Annotated in this window: 15 protein-coding genes; 14 read left to right on the top strand and 1 reads right to left on the bottom strand. The window is 48.5% G+C overall.

From position 1 onward, the window contains the following. Positions 1 to 15: 15 nt before the first annotated feature. From AC50YG_RS09095 to AC50YG_RS09060, 8 genes are all read left to right on the top strand, one after another. Positions 16 to 1,008: an S-layer homology domain-containing protein gene (locus AC50YG_RS09095; RefSeq protein WP_494826253.1), complete on the top strand. Its 993-nt coding sequence runs from the start codon at positions 16 to 18 to the stop codon at positions 1,006 to 1,008. A gap of 246 nt (positions 1,009 to 1,254) precedes the next feature. After that, entirely contained in the window at positions 1,255 to 2,802 is a 1,548-nt protein-coding gene (locus tag AC50YG_RS09090) for a response regulator transcription factor (protein WP_494826251.1), read from the top strand. 201 nt (positions 2,803 to 3,003) lie between these two features. Further along, positions 3,004 to 3,978, top strand: a complete 975-nt coding sequence (locus tag AC50YG_RS09085; RefSeq protein ID WP_341280818.1) for an ABC transporter permease — start codon at positions 3,004 to 3,006, stop codon at positions 3,976 to 3,978. A 17-nt stretch (positions 3,979 to 3,995) separates the two neighbouring features. Continuing rightward, complete coding sequence (locus AC50YG_RS09080) at positions 3,996 to 4,865, top strand: carbohydrate ABC transporter permease (protein ID WP_473761283.1); 870 nt, start codon at positions 3,996 to 3,998, stop codon at positions 4,863 to 4,865. Positions 4,866 to 4,894: 29 nt separating this feature from the next. Continuing rightward, a complete protein-coding gene (locus AC50YG_RS09075) occupies positions 4,895 to 6,568 on the top strand; it encodes a type 2 periplasmic-binding domain-containing protein (RefSeq protein ID WP_494826248.1) in 1,674 nt (557 codons plus the stop codon). A gap of 170 nt (positions 6,569 to 6,738) precedes the next feature. Beyond that, complete coding sequence (locus AC50YG_RS09070) at positions 6,739 to 8,511, top strand: sensor histidine kinase (protein WP_494826247.1); 1,773 nt, start codon at positions 6,739 to 6,741, stop codon at positions 8,509 to 8,511. Next, the gene (locus AC50YG_RS09065; protein ID WP_494826246.1) at positions 8,477 to 9,781 is read left to right on the top strand and encodes an ABC transporter substrate-binding protein; all 1,305 of its coding nucleotides are present in this window, start codon (positions 8,477 to 8,479) and stop codon (positions 9,779 to 9,781) included. Before AC50YG_RS09070 ends, AC50YG_RS09065 begins: the two co-directional genes overlap by 35 nt. Positions 9,782 to 9,836: 55 nt before the next feature. After that, entirely contained in the window at positions 9,837 to 11,408 is a 1,572-nt protein-coding gene (locus AC50YG_RS09060) for an ABC-F family ATP-binding cassette domain-containing protein (protein WP_494826245.1), read from the top strand. Positions 11,409 to 11,553: 145 nt separating this feature from the next. Here the strand turns inward: AC50YG_RS09060 and AC50YG_RS09055 are convergent, their stop codons facing one another. Continuing rightward, complete coding sequence (locus AC50YG_RS09055) at positions 11,554 to 12,207, bottom strand: YfbR-like 5'-deoxynucleotidase (RefSeq protein ID WP_494826244.1); 654 nt, start codon at positions 12,205 to 12,207, stop codon at positions 11,554 to 11,556. A gap of 201 nt (positions 12,208 to 12,408) precedes the next feature. Between AC50YG_RS09055 and AC50YG_RS09050 the strand changes: the two genes are divergently transcribed. From AC50YG_RS09050 to AC50YG_RS09025, 6 genes are all read left to right on the top strand, one after another. Beyond that, on the top strand, positions 12,409 to 13,584 hold the full coding sequence (locus AC50YG_RS09050; protein WP_494826243.1) for a helix-turn-helix domain-containing protein: 1,176 nt from the start codon (positions 12,409 to 12,411) through the stop codon (positions 13,582 to 13,584). A gap of 41 nt (positions 13,585 to 13,625) precedes the next feature. Beyond that, entirely contained in the window at positions 13,626 to 14,666 is a 1,041-nt protein-coding gene (locus tag AC50YG_RS09045; RefSeq protein WP_494826241.1) for an ABC transporter substrate-binding protein, read from the top strand. Between the two features lie 47 nt (positions 14,667 to 14,713). Further along, entirely contained in the window at positions 14,714 to 15,472 is a 759-nt protein-coding gene (locus AC50YG_RS09040; RefSeq protein WP_494826239.1) for an alpha/beta hydrolase, read from the top strand. A 701-nt stretch (positions 15,473 to 16,173) separates the two neighbouring features. Next, positions 16,174 to 17,139, top strand: coding sequence for an ABC transporter permease (locus AC50YG_RS09035; protein WP_494826381.1), 966 nt, complete (start codon positions 16,174 to 16,176; stop codon positions 17,137 to 17,139). Between the two features lie 80 nt (positions 17,140 to 17,219). After that, the gene (locus AC50YG_RS09030) at positions 17,220 to 18,044 is read left to right on the top strand and encodes a carbohydrate ABC transporter permease (RefSeq protein ID WP_473757313.1); all 825 of its coding nucleotides are present in this window, start codon (positions 17,220 to 17,222) and stop codon (positions 18,042 to 18,044) included. 37 nt (positions 18,045 to 18,081) lie between these two features. Further along, complete coding sequence (locus tag AC50YG_RS09025; protein ID WP_494826238.1) at positions 18,082 to 19,752, top strand: extracellular solute-binding protein; 1,671 nt, start codon at positions 18,082 to 18,084, stop codon at positions 19,750 to 19,752. Positions 19,753 to 19,760: the final 8 nt, after the last annotated feature.

Genomic DNA, 19,760 nt, shown 5'->3' with positions numbered 1-19,760 from the left:
GGAGAGCGGTTATTCATGAAATTAGTAAAGCTAAGTGTAATGATTTGCTTGCTTTTAAGTCTAGCGAGCACGACTTTGTTCGCCGCGACGACGAAATCAACAGCTGATTTCACTGATTTGAAGGATTTGGATGCAGCAACGAAAGCTAAGTTCGATGCCCTAATTAGTGCGGGGGTTTTCGATGGTGTTTCGGAAGGCACATTTGGGCTGAAGGAAGAGATGAATCGCGCTCAATTTGCGAAGGTAGCCGCTTTGATTTTCGGTCTTAAAGTAGATTCAGAGCTTAAAACATCAAGCTTCAAAGACGTGGGTGCTGATAGTGCATCCTACGGCTACGCCTTGCCTTACATCGAAGCTATTAAAAAGGCAGGAATCACAGACGGATACGGGGAAGGCGTCTACGACCCAGCGGGTAAAGTTACGAAAGAGCAGCTGGCAACCTTCCTGATCAAAGGATTAGGAAAACAAGAAGATGCGAAGCAAACAGAAGGTGTAAACGACAATTCCGTATCCGAGTGGGCTAAGAGTTATGTTGCCTTTGCAATTAACAATAAGCTTGTAAGCAATGGCGCTGACGGAACGTTTGGCGGAAAAAGCAATGCAACAAGAGAAATGCTTGTTGTCGGTTCATATGAAGCAGCCGTACAGACAGGCGTTGTGAATGACGTTGTTTCGACGCCAACGCCAACACCTACTCCAACGCCAACACCAACATCAACATCAGTATCATCATCAACATACAGCCCTGCGGCAACGCCAACACCAGAGCCGACGGCAACACCAACGCCGGAGCAATCGGCAACACCAACACCGGAGCCAACGGTAACGCCAACACCGGAGCCAACACCTTCGCCAACACCGGAACCAACACCTTCGCCAACACCGGAACCGACGGCAACGACGACTCTTCCGCCGTTCCCGACGCCATACAACCCGATGCCAACACCATACAACCCGTTCCCAACACCATACAACCCGATGCCACCAATCCCAACGGAAATACCGTAACGGGAGTCAGGGAAGGTATTAATATCGACAACATTCATGATATTAATATTTAAGAACAATAAAGAGAAAGGGCAAGGGCAGTTAAAGCTGCCTTTGCTTTTTTTGCTATTACTGTTAATTGTATTTCTCTAATGGTGCTTCCCATTGCACAAATCCCTTTCATTGCTTGGTTTGTCATAGCAAGGTAAAATCTAGTATAGTGGGAGTTGCTTTTATCAGGCTGGCAACAGGGCAGGGGGAGTAGCGGTGTACAAGGTTCTCTTGGTTGATGATGAATGGCTCATTCTTGAAGGTATTTCTTCCGTGATGGATTGGGCGCGGCTAGGTACACAATTAACAGGAACAGCGCAAAATGGTTTGGAAGCGCTAACAATAGTGAGGGAAAGTCCACCCGATATCGTCATTACCGACATTCGCATGCCGGGAATGGATGGCTTGAAGCTCGTAGCAGCTGTTGCGGCGCAGTATCCCTGGATTTCTTTTATTATGCTGACGGGTTTCTCGGAATTCGATTATGCTAAAACCGCTATGCAGCATGGGGTGAAGCACTATTTACTGAAGCCGTGCAGCGAGGAAAGCTTGGTGGAGGCCATCACGGAGATCGTGCAGGAGAAGCAGGAACGGGCCAGCCAGGAGAGCTTCATACAATCGATTAAGTATGATTTAGAGCGCGTGCTGCCGCATGCCAAGGAGCATTTTCTAAAGGAGTTTGTAACGAATAAAACCTATGGGGTAAGAGAATGGCAGTATTTTGGCGACCTGTTCGGGCTGCATTTCCAAACGCAAAGCGTACGCCTGCTGCTGGTGGAAGTCGAGGGCGAGCATGAGTATGAGCATCTGTTTGCCGTCAAAAATATTGCCGAGGACATCTTTCCCAATCCTATACTCAGCTCTACCGTAGGCCAGCATGTCCTGCTGCTCATGGAGGACGAGCTGTCAGAGGCACAATTTTTCGAGAAAATCGACAGCATCCGCGCCACCTTCATGAAATATTATCATTTCGACCTGACCGCCGCCCTCAGCGAGCCGGGAGAGCTGGCACAGGCGCGGCGTTTATACACGCAGACGCTCGTCTGCTTGAACCATCGCTTCTATCTCGGTGAAGGCAGCCTTATTATGGAGCGCGACATTTCCTTATCTGGCGAAAGGGACAGCTCTGAATGGGAGTATGACCAAGGGCGTTTAGTGACAGCGATTAAAGCAGGGCATTGGGAGGAGGCGGAAAAAGAGCTGCGGCAAATGTTTCAGCTGCTATCTGATCTGCCCTATGACATATCCAAAACGAAATCATATCTGATTCAGATGTTTATGGAATTAATTCGGCTTTGTGGGCCTTCCGAAATGAAAACGTATATGGATAAGCTCCCAGGTTTAATCGAAACGAGCACCTTGCAGTCCTTTCAGCAATATGTAATGGGCATCGCCCAAGAGATTGCTCTCCACAACTATGAGCGGAATCGGTGCAGACAGTCGCAGATGGTGCTTCACATGAAAAATATTGTCCAAAGCCGCTTCAAGGATGAATCGCTGACTTTGCAATCCATTGCCGGGGAGATTTATATGAATCCGGATTATATAAGCAAAATGTTCAAGAAGGAGACAGGGGAAAAGTTTACGAACTACATGATGAGCTTTCGGATTCAAAAGGCGCTGGAGATTATTAGCCAAAGCGGGGAATTTACGATAGCGGCGCTGGCCGAGGAAACGGGCTTCGGCAGCAATTCGTCTTATTTTAGCAAAATGTTTAAGAAGTATACGGGATTTTCTCCTTCGGAATATAAAAAAACGCCATAGTCTTGTCATTTATATCATTGATATCAATTTACACCCTGAAGTCGTCGAAATACGACCGCAGGGTGTTTTTTGCAAATATAAGCAATGATAACGGTTTTGAACATAAAACCATCGGAAATGAACATGTGAAAACCGGGGCCTTACTTGTATATTTATAAACAACAATATTAACCGATTAACATTTAGGGCGGAGGCAGAAGGATGGAGTTGAAGCTGGAGGAAGAGCAGCAACAGCTGCTCAAGGGCAGCGGAGCTGAAAAAAGCAAACTCGTTTTCCTCAAAAAAGAATGGATGCGGAATAAATATGTATACCTCATGTTGATTCCGGTCCTAGCGTATTATTTCATTTTTCACTATGGACCGATGTACGGCCTGCTGATGGCTTTTCAAAAATCCTATAGTCCGATCAAAGGCATTTTGGAAGGGAAATGGATCGGCTTTGACAATTTCACGATGTTTTTTAACAGCTACTATTTTTGGCGAATTATTAAAAATACGTTGATCCTCAGCTTTTATAGCATTTTGTTTGGCTTTCCGGCACCGATTGTTTTGGCGCTGCTGCTTAATGAGGTCCGCAAAAAGTGGTTCAAGAGCACGGTACAGACGATCAGCTACATGCCCCACTTCATATCGGTCGTCGTTGTTGTCGGGATGCTGAAAACCTTCTCCTCGCTGGATGGCGGCCTGTTTAATGTGATTCGCAGCTTTTTTGACCTGCAGCCGATTATGTTTCTAGCGGAAAAGGATATGTTTCGGCCGATGTACATTCTTTCGAATATTTGGCAGGGGGCGGGCTGGGCATCGATTATTTTTCTGGCGGCGCTCAGCAATATTGATCCCCAGCTCTATGAAGCGGCCAAGATGGATGGTGCAGGCAGATGGAAGCAGCTGCTGCATATTACGCTCCCGGGCATTATGCCGACGGTTGTCATTATGCTGATTTTGCGTTTGGGCGCTGTTATGAATGCCGACTTTCAGAAAATTTTGCTTATGCAGACGGCACCGACCTATGAAACGTCAGACGTTATTTCCACCTTCATCTACCGTTCCGGTATTTTAGAAGGGAACTATACGTATTCGACCGCAATCGGATTAATTAACGGCATTATTAATTTCTCGCTGCTGTTAATGGCCAATGCGATTAGTAAAAAAGTGAATTCAACCAGTCTTTGGTAAACAGGAGGTGACCTACTATGAAACGCTCGTCAGGGGAACATGTTTTTGACTTTTTCAACGTGATCATGCTGTGCTGCATCATAGCCGTATCCTTTTATCCCATGCTGTATGTATTGAATTCTTCGATTAGCGATCCGGATCAATTGCTGCGGTCGAGGTCGCTTATGCTGCTGCCCGAAGGCTTCCAGCTTGAGGCTTATAAATATGTGTTTCAAAATCCAAAGATTTATAACGGTTACTTGAACACGCTATTTTATGTCGTAGCTGGAACGCTGGTCAATTTGCTGATGACGGCTTTAGCTGCCTATGCGCTGTCCAGAATGGATTTATTCGGCCGAAAAACGTTTATGCAGCTCATAACCTTTACAATGTTTTTTGGCGGCGGCATGATTCCAAGCTTCCTGCTTATTCAGAATTTGGGGCTGGTGGATACTCGTCTGGCGATGATCATCCCGGGTGCCATCAGCACCTTCTACTTCCTGATTATGAAAACGAGCTTTGAGAGCATTCCAATCAGCTTGATCGAGTCCGCCAAGCTGGATGGAGCGAATGATTTTCTAATCTTGTTTCGCATCGTTCTGCCATTATCCAAATCCATTCTGGCGGTCATGTCGCTGTACTATGCTGTAGACCATTGGAATGATTATGTGGGCCCGATGCTTTATTTGCGAAGCCAGGAGCTGTATCCGATTCAGATTGTCATGCGGGATATTTTGATTAGCAGCAGTACGGAGTCGATGGGGGCAGGCGTGGACACGGGTTTTGCAATTGGAGAAAACATTAAATACGCCACGATTATTATTTCTACACTTCCGATTATGCTGGTGTATCCGTTTATTCAAAGGTTTTTTGTTCAAGGCGCTTTAATTGGTGCCGTGAAACAATAAAAATCAATTACTTTGTGGAGGCGATTTTGGTGAAAAGAAAAATGGGGTTGGTCCTTTTATCCTCGGCGCTGCTAGTCGGCCTGATGTCGGCATGCTCGCAAAACAATACAGCCAATGAAGGAGCCACAGCAGGCAGTCCGGCTAATACACAGTCGTCAGAATCGCCAGCCGGCGGAGAGAAGCTGACGGAAATTCCGCTGCCGATTACGAATGAAGCGTTCACGATTAATTATTGGCGTGCGAATGATGCGAAGCTGACCGCCTCGATGGATAACTTTAGCGAAATGGCTTCCTATAAGAAAAAGGAAGAGCTGACGGGCATCAAGGTGAAATTTACCCACCCGCCGCTGGGACAGCAAAAGGATCAGTTCAATTTGCTCATTGCTACGAAGGAGCTTCCGGACGTCATCTATTACAACTGGGCGGATGCAGTAGGCGGCCCTGAGAAAATGATTGAGGACGGCCGAATTATCCGCTTGAACGAGCTGATCGACCAATACGCGCCAAATCTGAAGAACATCATTGAATCCGACCCGGATGTGAAGAAGCAAATTGCGCTTGATGACGGCACGATCTATATGTTCCCGCTTCTGAAGCTGGATGCGCTCAAGCTGAATGCGACATCGGGCCCCATTGTGCGCAAGGACTGGCTTGATAAGCTTGGGTTGAAAGCGCCTACAACGATTGATGAGTGGCATACGGTGCTTAAGGCATTCAAGGAACAGGACCCGAACGGCAATGGCAAGGCGGATGAGCTCCCGTTTACCGGCAATTGGGGACCGGGCAATTTGACGAAGCTGCATGATTTTTCTCCAGCGTTCGGAGTGATTGGCGGCTTTGAAATGAAGGGTGGAAAGGTGGCTTTCGGGCCAATCGAGCCCGAATATAAGAATTTCCTGGAAACGATGGCCGTGTGGTATAAAGAAGGGCTGATTGATCCGGAAATTATGACGAACGACGGCAAAGCTTTTGACTATAAAATAACGAATAATTTAGCCGGTTCCTACTTGGGCGGTGTGTTCAGCGGCATGGGCAAATATTTTAACTTGATGAGAGATACCGATCCAAGCTTTAATTTGACAGGTGTTCCATGGCCAGTATCGCCGGATGGTAATGCCTATGCGACCTTCAACATGAACAATAAAGTGCTGACCTATGGTGAAGCGATCACATCAAGCGCCGATGAAGACCAGCTGAAATATTTGGTGCAATGGATGGATTTTAATTACAGCCCGCAAGGCAGCGACTTGTTCAACTTCGGCATCGAGGGCGAGAGCTACGAGAAAGACGGCGACGCCATTACGTTTACGGATATCATCACGGATAATCCGAGCGGCTTGACCTATGATCAGGCGCTGGCTTCCTATGCGCTTTCGATTATGGATGGCCCAATCAATCAGGACAGCAAATATTTGGACGCCCTCCTGTTCGATCAAGGCCAGCGGGATGCCAACACCGAGTGGATGAAAGCGAGCTCAGAGCTGACGCTTCCTCCTATCCGCCTGACGATGGACGAAGCGAGCACGGTTACTTCCATTATGAGCCAAGTCAATACGTACTTGAATGAGACGATGACAGCGATCATTAACGGGCAGAAGCCAATTTCCGAGTTTGACAAAATGGTAGAGACGATTAAGAGCATGGGCATTGAACAAGCTGTCGAAATGCACCAAGCGGCATACGAGAGATACCAGACGAAATAAGCGGCAGCGTAAAAAATGCATAGACGGATGAAGGCTGCTGACGGGGCGCAAAACGCCCCAAAGTAGTCTTTTCTTTGTGAAAATAGAGCTCCGGGTTCCCCTAGTGTATCTGGTTGTTACCGATTGTGTTATATCTAGTGTATGACCTGTGCAAAGGAGCGCTCTGTTTAATGGCGATATATCGGAATCTGAGCATCAAGCGAAAAATGTTTCTCATGGTCTTTCTGATCATGACCCTTATCATTACGATTGCATACAGCTCCTTATATTATGCCTATTCGATTTATGACAGACAGCTCTATGACAAATCCTATCGGCTGTTGAATTTATCGTCTACAACGGTAGATATGGAGCTGAAGAAGCTGGAGTCGATGTCGCTTACCATTATTGCAGATTCTCAAATTCAGCAGGGATTAAAGGATTTGCTTCAGGACGATGCGGAATATACGGGTTATATGACCCGCAAGAAGATAACCGATCAATTGTGGACGCATATTAGCACCGCTGAACGTTACGTGCAATCTGTTCATCTTATCGATTCCAGGCAGATGGTCAGCAAGTATGGGGAATCCCCCGCTTTCTCGGAGGAGAAATATGCCCGCATGAAGAAAGAAGCTGTAGCAGGAAAAGGAGAAGTCCGCTGGCTTTACCCGGATGATTCCGACCCTATGCTAATTATGGTCAGGGAAGTGCGGGCGTATGAGCCCTTGACGCTTGCGCCCATTGGCATTTTATTTTTGCGGATTAATATGGAGAGACTGGTGGAGGACTATGCGGGCACTGCAAGTCACAGTAGTGATATTCTGCTTAAAGCAGGGGAGGAGGTCGTCTATCCGTACGGGCAAATGCCCGAAGGTGTTGCTGAAGCACTTCAGCCGCTACAGACGGGAGACGGCTACGAGATTAAGAAGGTGAACAGCGAGACGACCTTCCTGTCGCAGAAAAAATCCTCCTATACGGGCTGGATGTATTACAATATCGTCCCTTACAATCATATTTTCGAAACGGTCGTGTGGCTGAAAAATTTGTTGGTTATCGTCTATGGCTTGACCTTTGTTGTCGTTGTTGCGATTGGGATGGCCTTCGCCCGCAGCTTGACGAGACCCATTCGCCAGTTAATCGGACAGATGAAAGAGGTACAGTATGGCGATTTGGACAGCATGGATGCAAGCATGAACGCGCCATCGTTTCAGCAAATGGATGAAGTGGGGCTACTGCAGCGAACGTATCGAATGATGATTACTCGCATCAATACGCTGATTAAAGAAAATTACGCCAGCCAGCTGATCATTAAAGAAACGGAGTTCAAGGCGCTGCAGGCGCAAATTAATCCTCATTTTTTGTATAATGCGCTTGATTCCATCCATTGGCTGGCCAAGAAAAATGCACAGCAGCAAATATCCAGCATGGTCGTCTCGCTTGGTTATTTGCTGCGCTCCTCGATCAGCCTAAAGCAAAATGTCATTACGGTTGCGGAGGAGCTTGAAACGGTGAAGCATTATATTACGATTCAAAAATACCGATTTCAAAATCGGTTGGATTTTCATATGGATGTGCCTGCCTCCTGCCATGCAGCTGCAATCCCTAAGCTTACTTTGCAGCCTCTATTGGAAAATGCCGTTCAATACGGTTTGGAGCCTATGATTGAGCCCTGCACGATCCGGCTTTATGCGGAATGGGCCGAAGGAAAGCTTGCGCTCATTGTCGAGGACTGCGGACCGGGCATGGAGGAAGCGTACGCGCAGCGTGTACTGAGTGGAGAGGCGGAAGCGCGAGGGAACGGGATAGGCATTTTGAATATCAAAAATCGAATCAAGCTCGCTTTCGGCGAAAGCTATGGGCTGCGAATTGACAGTCGGGCGGGGGGCGGAACGAAGGTCAGCGTCCTTATTCCGCTTTTGCAGGGGGATGAAGCAGAAGATGCGAACGACGATCCGAATTAGCGTAATGCTGTGCTTGCTAGCCGCTCTCTGGGGCTGTATCCCTGGGCAGTCCGACCCGCTGAACAAGCTGAAGGAGGAGCCGATTACGCTTCGCATCGCTTGGTGGGGCAATGAATTTCGCAACAATGCAACCATTGAGGTTATCCATATGTATGAAGAGCTGAATCCCCATATTAACATTGAGTTTGAATACAGCGCTTTCAATGAGTATTGGAGGAAGCTTGCGCCATACGCGGCGGGCAATGCGCTGCCGGATATCATTCAGATGGATATTTCGTATTTGTCCCAGTACAGCTCGCTTGATTTGCTGGAGGATTTGGAGCCGTACATTCAAAGCGGCTTGCTGGACGCCTCCAGCATCAACGAAAGCAATCTTTCCAACGGGAAATGGGGAGGGAAATTATATGGCATGAATTTGGGCGTTAACGCTCTTTTTGCCGTATATGACCCAGAGGTATTCAAGGCTAACGGCATAGTGCCGCCAACGGCCTCGTGGACTTGGGAGGATTTTGACCAAATGGGGGAGCAGTTGAAGGGCAAAGGCATTTATTTAGGAACGGTGCTAACGCCGGAGCAATTTTTTGCCTATTTTCTTAGACAGCATGGCTTCACCTTGTTTGCAGAAGATGGCACTAGTCTAGGTTACGAGGATGACAAGCTATTTATCGACTATTTTGGACGAATGCAGAGGCTGGCGTTGGATAAGCTGATCTTTTTGCCAGATATTTGGACGACCGAAACTAATAAATCCGACGCGGACCCCTTTTATAGAGGAGAGGCTTTATTAGGCTGGGGCTACTCCAATCAGTACATCAACATTGTTGAGCGTTACAGCAAACAGCTGGCTATTGTGCCGCTGCCTGGGCCAAACAGCAAGCAAGGGCTATTTTTGAAGCCGGGCATGTTTTTCTCGATTACAAAAAATTCGAAAAATAAAGAGGAGGCGGCTAAATTTATTAGCTTCTTCGTCAACGATCTGGAGGCAAACAAGCTATTGAAGGGAGAGAGAGGCGTGCCCGTATCCTCCAGATTAAAGGAGGAGCTGAAGCCGTTTGTTGAGCCTGAGCTTGCACAGATTTTTGAATATCTCGATTGGGTGGAGAAAAATAGCAGTCCCATGGACCCGCCAGACCCGGTCGGAACGGCAGAAGTGACCGTAGTGCTGCGTGATCTTCATGATCTGCTGCTATTTGGCAAAATAACGCCTGAGGAAGCGGCCGCCGAGTTTCGGACGAAGGCAAGCGAAATTTTGGCGCGCAACAAAAAATAAAGAACGTCTAATGTTATAATGGCTAGTAGACTGACGGAGCTAGAAGGGTGATGGCATGAGTGTAATTCGGTTGGAAAATGTGACAAAGAAATATGAAGAGGCTATGATTTTTCGCGATATTTATTTTCGCGTGAGCCAGGGGGAAAGAATTGGTCTCATTGGGCGAAATGGGGCTGGCAAGTCGACGGTGTTCAAGCTCATTATGGGGAAAGAAGAGCCGACAAGCGGCAAAGTGGAAATAGATCCGAAGGTGAAAATCGGGTATTTCTCGCAATTTTCAGAAATGCGCGGAAGCCTGTCTGTCCAGCAGGAGCTGGAAATGTGCTTCGAGCAGGTTGCTCTGATTGAACGGGAGCTGCAAGCGGTTGGGGAAAAGCTGGGCATCGTTTCGGATGATGGCGAAATGAATGACCTGCTGGCGAGGCAGGCGGAGCTTTTCGAGCAAATGGACCATTTGGATGGCTGGAACGTTTCCGTCGAGATCAACACGGTTCTGACGAAGCTGGGCTTCAACGATCGTTCACGCCATCAGCCCATCGATGAATTGTCTGGCGGTTGGAGAAACCGTGCGGCTTTAGCGAAAATGCTAATTGAGCTGCCCGATGTTGTATTGCTTGACGAGCCGACAAACTACTTGGATATGGAAGGCATCGCGTGGCTGGAGCAGTGGCTTTACCGGTTTAATGGCGCCATGATCTTGATCTCTCATGATCGGCAGTTTATCGACAAGGTCGTCACGCAAATCATCGAGATTGAAAATTATCATTTTCAGCCATACGATGGCAATTATACGGACTATATTCGTAAGAAGAAGCTGCGCAAGAAGGAGCTTGACCGCCAGTTCGAGTGGGAGGAAGAGCTGCTGCTGATGGAGTCGGAAGCCATCGACAGCCGCGCCAGCAAAAAATCGTCCAAAGACCGGTTATCCCGCAAATTGGCGGATAATAAGAAGCGGGTTGAGCCAAATCCGGTGAACGTGCTAATTACGGATATTTACGAGAAGCTGCGTTTCCCGGACAAGCTGTGCGAGGTCAAGCAAATCGGACAAACCTATGAGGAGCGCTCTATTTTTCAGAACGTCAGCTTTGACATTCAGAAGGAGGATCGCCTCGTCATCGTTGGCCCGAACGGGAGCGGAAAGTCCACGCTGATCAAGGTGCTGACGGGGCAGGAGAACCCTGAATCCGGCGAGGTTACTTGGGAAAAAGGAGTCAGCTACGCGTATTTCAACCGGATGTGGGAGGAGCTTGATCCTAAGGATACGGTGAGCCATGCCGTCAATACGTACGGTCTAGGACTCGATGCTCCGCGGAAAAAGGTAAATAAATTTTTGTCGATGCTGCAATTTTCCGAGATGGATTTAAGCAAAGTCATTGGCAGCCTGTCGGGTGGCCAGATGGCCCGGGTCGCCTTGGCTAAATGCTTGCTCTCTGGTGCAGCCGTCATCATATTGGATGAGCCGACGAATCATCTGGATTTAACGAGTATTCAGGTGATGGAGCAGGCGCTGATTCATTTTCCCGGCGCTGTCGTTACCGTAAGCCATGACCGGTTTTTCATTGATAAAATTGGCACAAAGATGCTGGTGTTCGATCCAGAAGCGGGCGTTACTCAGCAAAATCTATAGCAGGGAATGGGCCGAAAAAGCTCAAAAAAAACGGTACTTCATCATAAGATGGAGTTCCGTTTTTTATTGAAATATTGAAATATAGGAAAGGATATTCTAATGCGATCTTTTCTCTATATTTCTCGGAATGAAACGCGCCGCGCTGCTAAAGGACAGCGACGGCCGTTTCACCTTGCGCCAGCGCTTCTTCTGTTATTTTGCGAATATCGATGGGGGAGAGGGTGCCTTCATGAATAATATCTGGCAGAATATGCTCGAGGAAATACTTCACGCAGTGGAGATTAATGTTTTTGATTTTAATGATGGCGTAGCGGTACATGACGATAAATTCTTTCTCGGTATTGCCGCGCTGGAGCTCAGCGAAAGCCTCGTATACCTGATCCATTTTATCGGCGACTTCCAAAATCAGGCCCTCTACCGAATGGTCTTTGCCTTCGCGCAGCTGCCTGCGGAAAATAGCCTGAAATTCCTCGGGAATATTGTCCTGAATAAAATGCTCGACCATGCCATCCTCAACCTGCTGCAGCATCGAACGCAGTTCAAGGGAATAATGCTTGACGGGCGTCTTAATGTCTCCGATAAAAATTTCCCCGTAATCATGACTGCTTGTAATTTCATAAAGCTTCTTCCAATCAATCGCGACGCCGTGCTGCTCCTCGATATCGGCTAGCGTTTTGGCATACTGAACGACTTTCCAGGAGTGAGCCGACACGCTGTGCTCTTCGAACTTGAATTTGCCGGGAGTACGGATAATGCGTTCTAAATCGTTAAGAGATCTAAAGTACGTATGAATGCCCATAAGTGCCATCATCCTTTATTTAGTTGAGTATGATTCGACTATACGCCAGGTATGTCAACTCAGGATTAACGCCATGTGTCGCTCAGGTCAATTTTCAAATTCATTGATAGCGATTCTCAATGTTGCTATACTGAAAGGATAAGCTGGACATGGCTTGAAAACAGGAATGGCATAGATCCAAGCAAGGGACAGGGAGGCGTCATGTATCGTAATCAGCACCCAAAGACGGATTTATTAAGTATTCGCCGCTTTATGGAGCAGCATTTTGATGAGCCGATATCTGTGGGACAACTGGCAGAGATGGCTAATATAAGCCCTAAATATTTTGTAGACTTGTTTAGAAAAACATTTGGGCAAAGCGCAATCGATTATTTGACCGACCTGCGCATCAACCGGGCAAAAAGATATTTAATGGAGACGGATTACCGTCTGCGGGAAATTGCCCATAAGGTGGGCTACAGTGACGAATTTTACTTCAGCCGCAAGTTTAAAAAAGAGGTTGGCGTATCCCCATCCGCATTTATGAGCCGTCCGAGACAACGGATTGCCGCATGTTCCCCTTCGCTTATAGGGCAGCTGCTTGCGCTGGGTATGATTCCGGTTGCCGCACCGCTGGATTCGAAGTGGACACCTTATTATTATAATGTGTATCAGATAAGCATTCAGGTGCATATGCGCTATGGGAATTTGCAGCGGCATGAGGAATGGGACAAGCTGACGAAGGTCCGCCCCGACGCCATCATAGGCTTCGATCATTTGCAAGATGAAGAAAAGCAGAAGCTGGGCAGCATTGCGCCTGCTTTATTCGTTGGTACGGGGCAGAACGATTGGCGAGAGCAGCTTCGTCAAATTGCGTTATTTTTAAGCTGCGAGCAGCAGGCGGAGGAATGGATTGATGGATATGCGCGGAGGCTGGAATGGGCCCGGACGAGCATCAAACAGGCCGTGCAGGAGGATACCTTTGCTGTATTGCGTATATATGGGAATAAGGTGCATGTCTACTGCAACCAAGCTATTTTGGAGCTGCTGTATCAGGAGCTGCAATTGTCTCCGGCCTATGAGCAGGACTCGCTGTACAATGTGGAGCTGACGCTGGAGCAGCTTAGCGAACTTGACCCGGGCCGCATGCTGATAGTAGTATGCCCTGAGGCAGAGTCGCGCTCGTATTGGCTAGCACTTCAGCATAACAAGGTATGGAGGTCGCTTAAAGCGGTTCGCAATCATTTTGTCTATCTGGTTCCCTCTGATCCATGGTTTGAATACTCAGCCATAGCGATGAACCGGATGCTGGATGAAATGCTGCTGCTCCTAACCGGATATTGTCCAAAGGCAGGAACGGATAAAGTCCATGGAGCCTGCATAGGGCATCCTTTATAATACTCCTTAGTGAGAATTGTTATCATAGGAGGGTATTTCGAATGTTTCAGAAGCAAGGTTTTTTTCGGAAAAAGGTTAGAGCCAGCGGGCTTTCGCTGCTCCTTATAGGGCTGGCGCTGAGCCTGCTGAGTGCTTGTGGCTCCACTAATGCCGAAGATTCGGCTGAGCCAGCCCAGACAGCAGCTGCCGCACAAGAAAGTCAGGCTCCTGAGGTTAGCGAAGCCCCTGAGGCTTCAGAGGAAGCGTCAGCGACGAAGACGGTAACGGATGAGCAAGGGCATGAACTGGTCATACCAGCCAAGCCATTAAAGGTGTTTGCCCCCTATATGGAGGATTCCCTGCTGAGCTTGGGTGTAACGCCTATAGCACAATGGGGGAATGGCGGAAAAGGCCAAGCTTATTTGCAGGATCGGCTTAAGGGTGTGCCGACTGTCGAGTTTTCAGGAGGGCGCCCGCCTTCCCCAGAGCAAATTATGGACTTTGAGCCTGATCTGATTATTTTGCATACGGCCCACTATGCCGACGACGGCATCTATGAGCAGTATTCCAAAATTGCGCCTACCTACGTTTTTGTCAATGCGGCGGGCGATCTAAACAGCTCGATTACGAAGCTGGGCGAGCTGCTTGGCAAACCCGACGAGGCGAAGCAGGCGCTGAGCGACTATGAACAGAAGAAGGAAGAGGCCAAGGCCAAGCTCGCTCCAGTTGCCGACGGGAAAAAGGCGGTTTTGATCAATTTTAATGCCAAAGGGATGTACCTGATTGGCGGCAACTATTTTGGAGGTTATGTCCTTTCACATGAGCTTGGCATAGGAAAGAGCAGGCTGGTTGAAGAGAAAAACAGCGTGGATGCCTCGCTGGAAATTCTTCCAGAGCTGGATGCCGATTTTATTTTTACAATCGACTACGCAGGCTCAGGCGCAGCCAACATTAAGGAGCTGACCGATAATGCGATTTGGAGAAGCATGTCTGCGGTCAAAGCGGGCCATGTTTATGCGGTTAGCGATGAATATTGGACAGGCGGCGGTCTAATTGCATATAGCCAAATTATCGATGATATTGTTCGGTTTCTAGCGCCATAATGAAAAGCGAAGCTGCGGGACATGATAGGGCTGGAAGCAGCGAGAGAGTGGTGCATGCAAGCCACAGGCAGCTGGAATACCGCATAAGGATAGCTGTGCCGAAGGAGCCGCCTCCGGAGAAGGGCTACCCGATCATTTATGCGACGGATGGGGATGCGGTGTTCGGCACGTTTGCCGAGGCTGCCCGCTTGCAAACACGCAAGCCGCATGGCTATGACCCCGTCATTATCGTAGGCATCGGCTATCCATCTGGTGAGCCGTTCGATATGACCCGGCGTTGTTATGATTTTACAACACCTGCAAAGCTTGAAAATCTGCCAACCCGGCCTAATGGAGAGCCATGGACGGAGCATGGCGGAGCGGATTGCTTTTTGGATTTTTTGGAGAACGAGCTGAAGCCGGCGCTGGAGAAGGAATTTCCCATAGACAAGGAGCGGCAGACGATTTTCGGACATTCGCTGGGGGGACTGCTCGTCCTCCATGCCTTATTCAGCCGCCCTCAGTCGTTTCAGCGGTTTGCTGCGGGAAGCCCGTCTATATGGTGGAACAAGCATGCCGTTCTGGAGGAGCAAGCCGCATTTGCAGCATGGCTTCGTCAGGGAGATCCTCCGCCGAAGCTGTTGATTACCATCGGCGCGGAGGAACTACTGGATATGGTGAAGGACTCCGAGCAGCTGGCGGACGGTCTGAAGCTGCTCCAAGCCAGCGGCTTTCATGCGGCAATCGCCAAATTTCCCGAGGAGAGCCACGTTAGCGTGCTGCCGGCAGCGATCAGCCGGGTCATTAAATTTGCCTTATCCGGCTAGCGCTTGAGTGGCCAGTGCAGATGCAGATGCACATGCTCGATGTTCGTAATGAAGCTCGATGTTCGTAAAGCTGCTTGATATTCGTAATGAAATTTGATATTCGTAATGAAAGTTGATATTCGTAATGAAATTAGGGTGTGCATGCAAATCGGAGCCTGCGATTGTTACTGACACCCCACAGCTCGGGAAGCTCACTCCTTTTTGAAGGACTGAGGTTCCGCTATTCTAGCTTTTGCTGCGATTTCAGGCCGTAAGCGGACAGGAAATCCGCTATGGCTCTCATCATCCCGTCATAATGGCCATTTGCAGCGTCTTAGCTGCTCCTGAGTCCGCTGCTTGTGCCATAAGACGTAATTCTGTTGAAATAGCGGCTGCTGTGTCCACCAAGTCTAGCTTTGAGCAGAGATCACCCCTGAAACGAAGAGCATGAAGCTGCCTTTTGGTACGTATTTCACATTCATGAGGTGTGATCTTCCATTTGCATACACGTCATAGTTAATTGAAAATAGATCATTGCATTTAGGCAGGTCCATGCACATAAGCATGGGCCTGTTTATTTTGCAGCGAATCCGAAAAATGAGCCCCAAATACGAAATTTGAAGCCTTACCGGAACGGAGGCTGCCGTCTACAATGGATAAAGAAGGGATTTCAGTCTGTAGAGCAAGATTCCAACGTAGTATGGGGGATTTAGACGGTGAAAATACGGCACGAGGCACAATCGGCGGCAGCGTTTGCGGCAAGCACGAGAGCGGCGAAGCGCAGCAGATGGTTCAGGAAGCTGTACGGCCAGAGGCATGTGCAGGTGATGGCGCTGCTTGGCATTTTATGGATGATTGTTTTTAATTATGTCCCGATGTACGGCATTATCATAGCGTTCAAAGAATTTAATATCGTTAAGCCCATTAGCGCGGCGCCTTGGGTAGGCTGGTCGCATTTTCAAGAATTTTTCCAAGACGAGAGCTTCGTCAATGTGATGCGCAATACGCTGGGCATCAGCTTGATCAAGCTGGCAATCGGCTTTCCGCTGCCGATTATATTCGCTTTATTTTTGAATGAGGTAAGGTCGGTGCTGTTCAAAAGGTCGGTGCAGACGATATCCTATTTGCCGCATTTTCTATCGTGGGTTATCCTTGGCGGCATCCTGACGACTTGGCTGTCGGATGTCGGTATCGTTAACCATGTGCTGTTAGCGCTTAACGTCATTAAGGAACCGATCTCGTACCTGGCAGAGCCCGATTATTTCTGGGGCATTATTATTACCTCGGATATATGGAAGGAGCTCGGCTGGTCCGCCATTATTTATTTGGCCGCGATTTCAAGTGTATCACCCGAAATGTATGAGGCCGCTACGATTGACGGGGCGGGCCGCTTTCAAAAAATGTGGTACGTTACACTGCCGAGCATCAAAGCAACGATTTCGATTTTGTTCATTCTGGCAGTCAGTGGCGTCTTGAACTCCAACTTTGATCAAATTTTGGTGCTGAGAAACGCTTTAAATGAAAGCGCAAGCAATGTGATTGATATGTTCGTCTACCAGACGGGCATGCAGCAGGGACGGTATTCCTATGCAACCGCAGTCGGCTTATTCAAATCCGTTATCGCCCTTATTTTGCTGCTCATCGCCAATCGTGTAACGAAAAAAATCAATAACACATCGTTGTTTTAGGAAGGAGGCGACTGACTTTGCTCAGCTTGAAACGAAAAACAAAGGGAGAAGCGGCATTCGATTTCTTTAACAGCTTTGGCATGCTGCTCGTGTGCTTTGCGACCCTGTACCCCATCTGGTACGTTCTCGTGAATGCATTCAATGAAGGGCAGGACGGCATGCGCGGCGGCATTTACTGGTGGCCGCGGGTGTTCAGCATAGAAAGCTTCGAGGCGGTATTCCAAAGCGCGGGCATTATGACGGCAATGGGCATTACGGTAGCCAAAACGCTGCTTGGCGTGCTGCTACATGTTTTTTTTACCGCGATGGTAGCCTATGCGTTTTCCCGCAGAGGGCTTATTGGCGGCAAGATTTACATTTTAATTGGCACGGTTACGTTGTTTTTCGGCGGCGGTCTGATTCCTACCTATTTGCTAATTAGAGATTTGCATTTGCTGGACAATTTTCTCGTGTACATTATTCCGGCGATGTTCAGCTTCTTCGATCTTATTATTTTCATGACCTTCTTCCGGGAAATTCCGGATGGGCTGGAGGAAGCGGCGAAAATCGACGGAGCGAATGACTGGGGCATTTTTCTCAAGGTGGTGCTGCCCGTATCGCTGCCGGTCATTGCGACGATTGCGCTGTTCCATGGGGTCTATCAGTGGAATGACTATTTTGCCGGCGTCATCTATATGAACAACATGGATTTGCAGCCGATCCAAACGTATTTGTACCGGGTAGTGGCACAGTCCAGCTCGAATCAGATGGTTGCCGCCATTCCGGGAGGCGTCGGCAAAACGGTTACGTCGCAGTCGATCAAGCTGGCAACGATGGTCGTCACGACGCTACCGATTGTGCTGGTCTATCCTTTCTTGCAAAAGTATTTTGTCAAAGGCATGATGATTGGCTCTATTAAGGGCTAGTCTACAGTCTACTCAAATAGAAAAGGGGAAAATAAACATGGTTAAACAACCCGCATTAATGCGTCTGCTGGTGCTGCCGCTTGCCGCTGCTCTCGTATTTTCGGCAGCCTGCTCATCAAACAGCAATACGAACGAGGGCACAACGAATGGGGGCACACCTTCTGCATCTGCTGAGGTGAAGCTGACGCAGGAGGATAAAGGCTGGGAAGTGGATAAAAGCCCGATTACGTTCGATTGGTATATTAATTTCTCGTGGTTTCCTAATAAGTGGGGCGTAGATGACACATCCAAGTATATTACGGAGAAAACAGGCGTAGACATTAACTTCATCGTCCCTGCCGGCAATGAGGCGGAGAAGATGAATACGATGATTGCCTCCGGCAGCCTGCCTGATTTCATTACGCTCGGCTGGTACGAGGATGCCGTCAAGAAGATGATAGAAGGCGACATGGTGCTTCCGCTTAATGAGCTGGCTGACCAGTATGATCCTTATTTCTACAAGGTGACCGACCCGGCGAAGCTTGCCTGGTACAAGCAAGAGGACGGCCATATCTATGGGTATCCGAACGCCTCCTCCTCGCCGAAGGATTACGAGAGGTTTGGCGACAGCATCACCTCTACACAGACGTTCCTCGTACGCAAGGACATGTATGAGGCCATCGGCAGCCCGGATATGCGGACAACGGAAGGTTTCCTTCAAGCATTGGCTGCTGCAAAAGCAAAATTTCCCGACATTAACGGTCAGCCGTTAATTCCGCTGGGGATGTATGATTTTAATGAAAAGGGCAACAGCTCGCTGCAAGCTTACATTCAAAACTTCTTAGCTATTCCATATGAAAAGGATGGACAGCTGTATGATCGCGACACAGACGCTGAATATGTAAAATGGCTCAAGACGATGCGCCAAGCGAATGAAAACGGCCTGCTCTCGAAAGACATATTTATCGATAAGCGCCCGCAAATGGAGGAGAAAATCGCCCAAGGCCGTTACTTTGCGATGCTGTATTCGAGGTCTGATCTGGCTAACCAGCAAAATGCGCTATTTGCAAACGATCCTAACTCCATTTATATTGCGGTGGATGGGCCAGCTAATGCTGCTCAGGCTCAAGCAACGCTTGCAGGGCCATCCATTTCCGGCTGGACCGTTACCCTCATCTCCAAAAATGTGAAGGATAAAGCGCGGGCGATCCGCTTCCTGGACTACCTCATTTCCGAAGAGGGCCAGCGGGATATGTTTTTCGGCAAGCAGGGCGTAACCTGGGATACAATAGACGGGAAATACCAATTTCTTCCTGATGTATTAGCGCTGCTTAATTCCGACCGTGGGGCCTTTGATAAAAAATATGGCGCCTCCCATACCTTCTGGATGCTGATGGATACGAATTTGACGCCGGAATGGTCGCCGCCAGCCGTTGAGCCATTCAAGCAGATGGAAGACTGGACGCGCGGGAAGGCGCTCAGCCTATCGCAATTTGATCAGCTTGATCCGACGGGGGCTTCGGAGGAAGGCATTATGAAGACAAAGCTGGATCATGAATTTGGCAAGGCGCTTCCGAGGCTGCTGCTTGCAAAGTCAGATGCCGAGTTCGACAGCTTATGGCAGGAGTATTTAAGCAAGCGCGATGCTCTTGGCTTTGGCACCGTTCAGGCCTATAAGCAGAAAAAATATGAAGAGAACGTAGCGAAGCTGGCAGCATTCATTAACTAATACAGGCC

The organism is Paenibacillus sp. J31R34, assembly GCF_059383715.1.
This window is presented reverse-complemented; position numbering and strand designations above follow the sequence as displayed.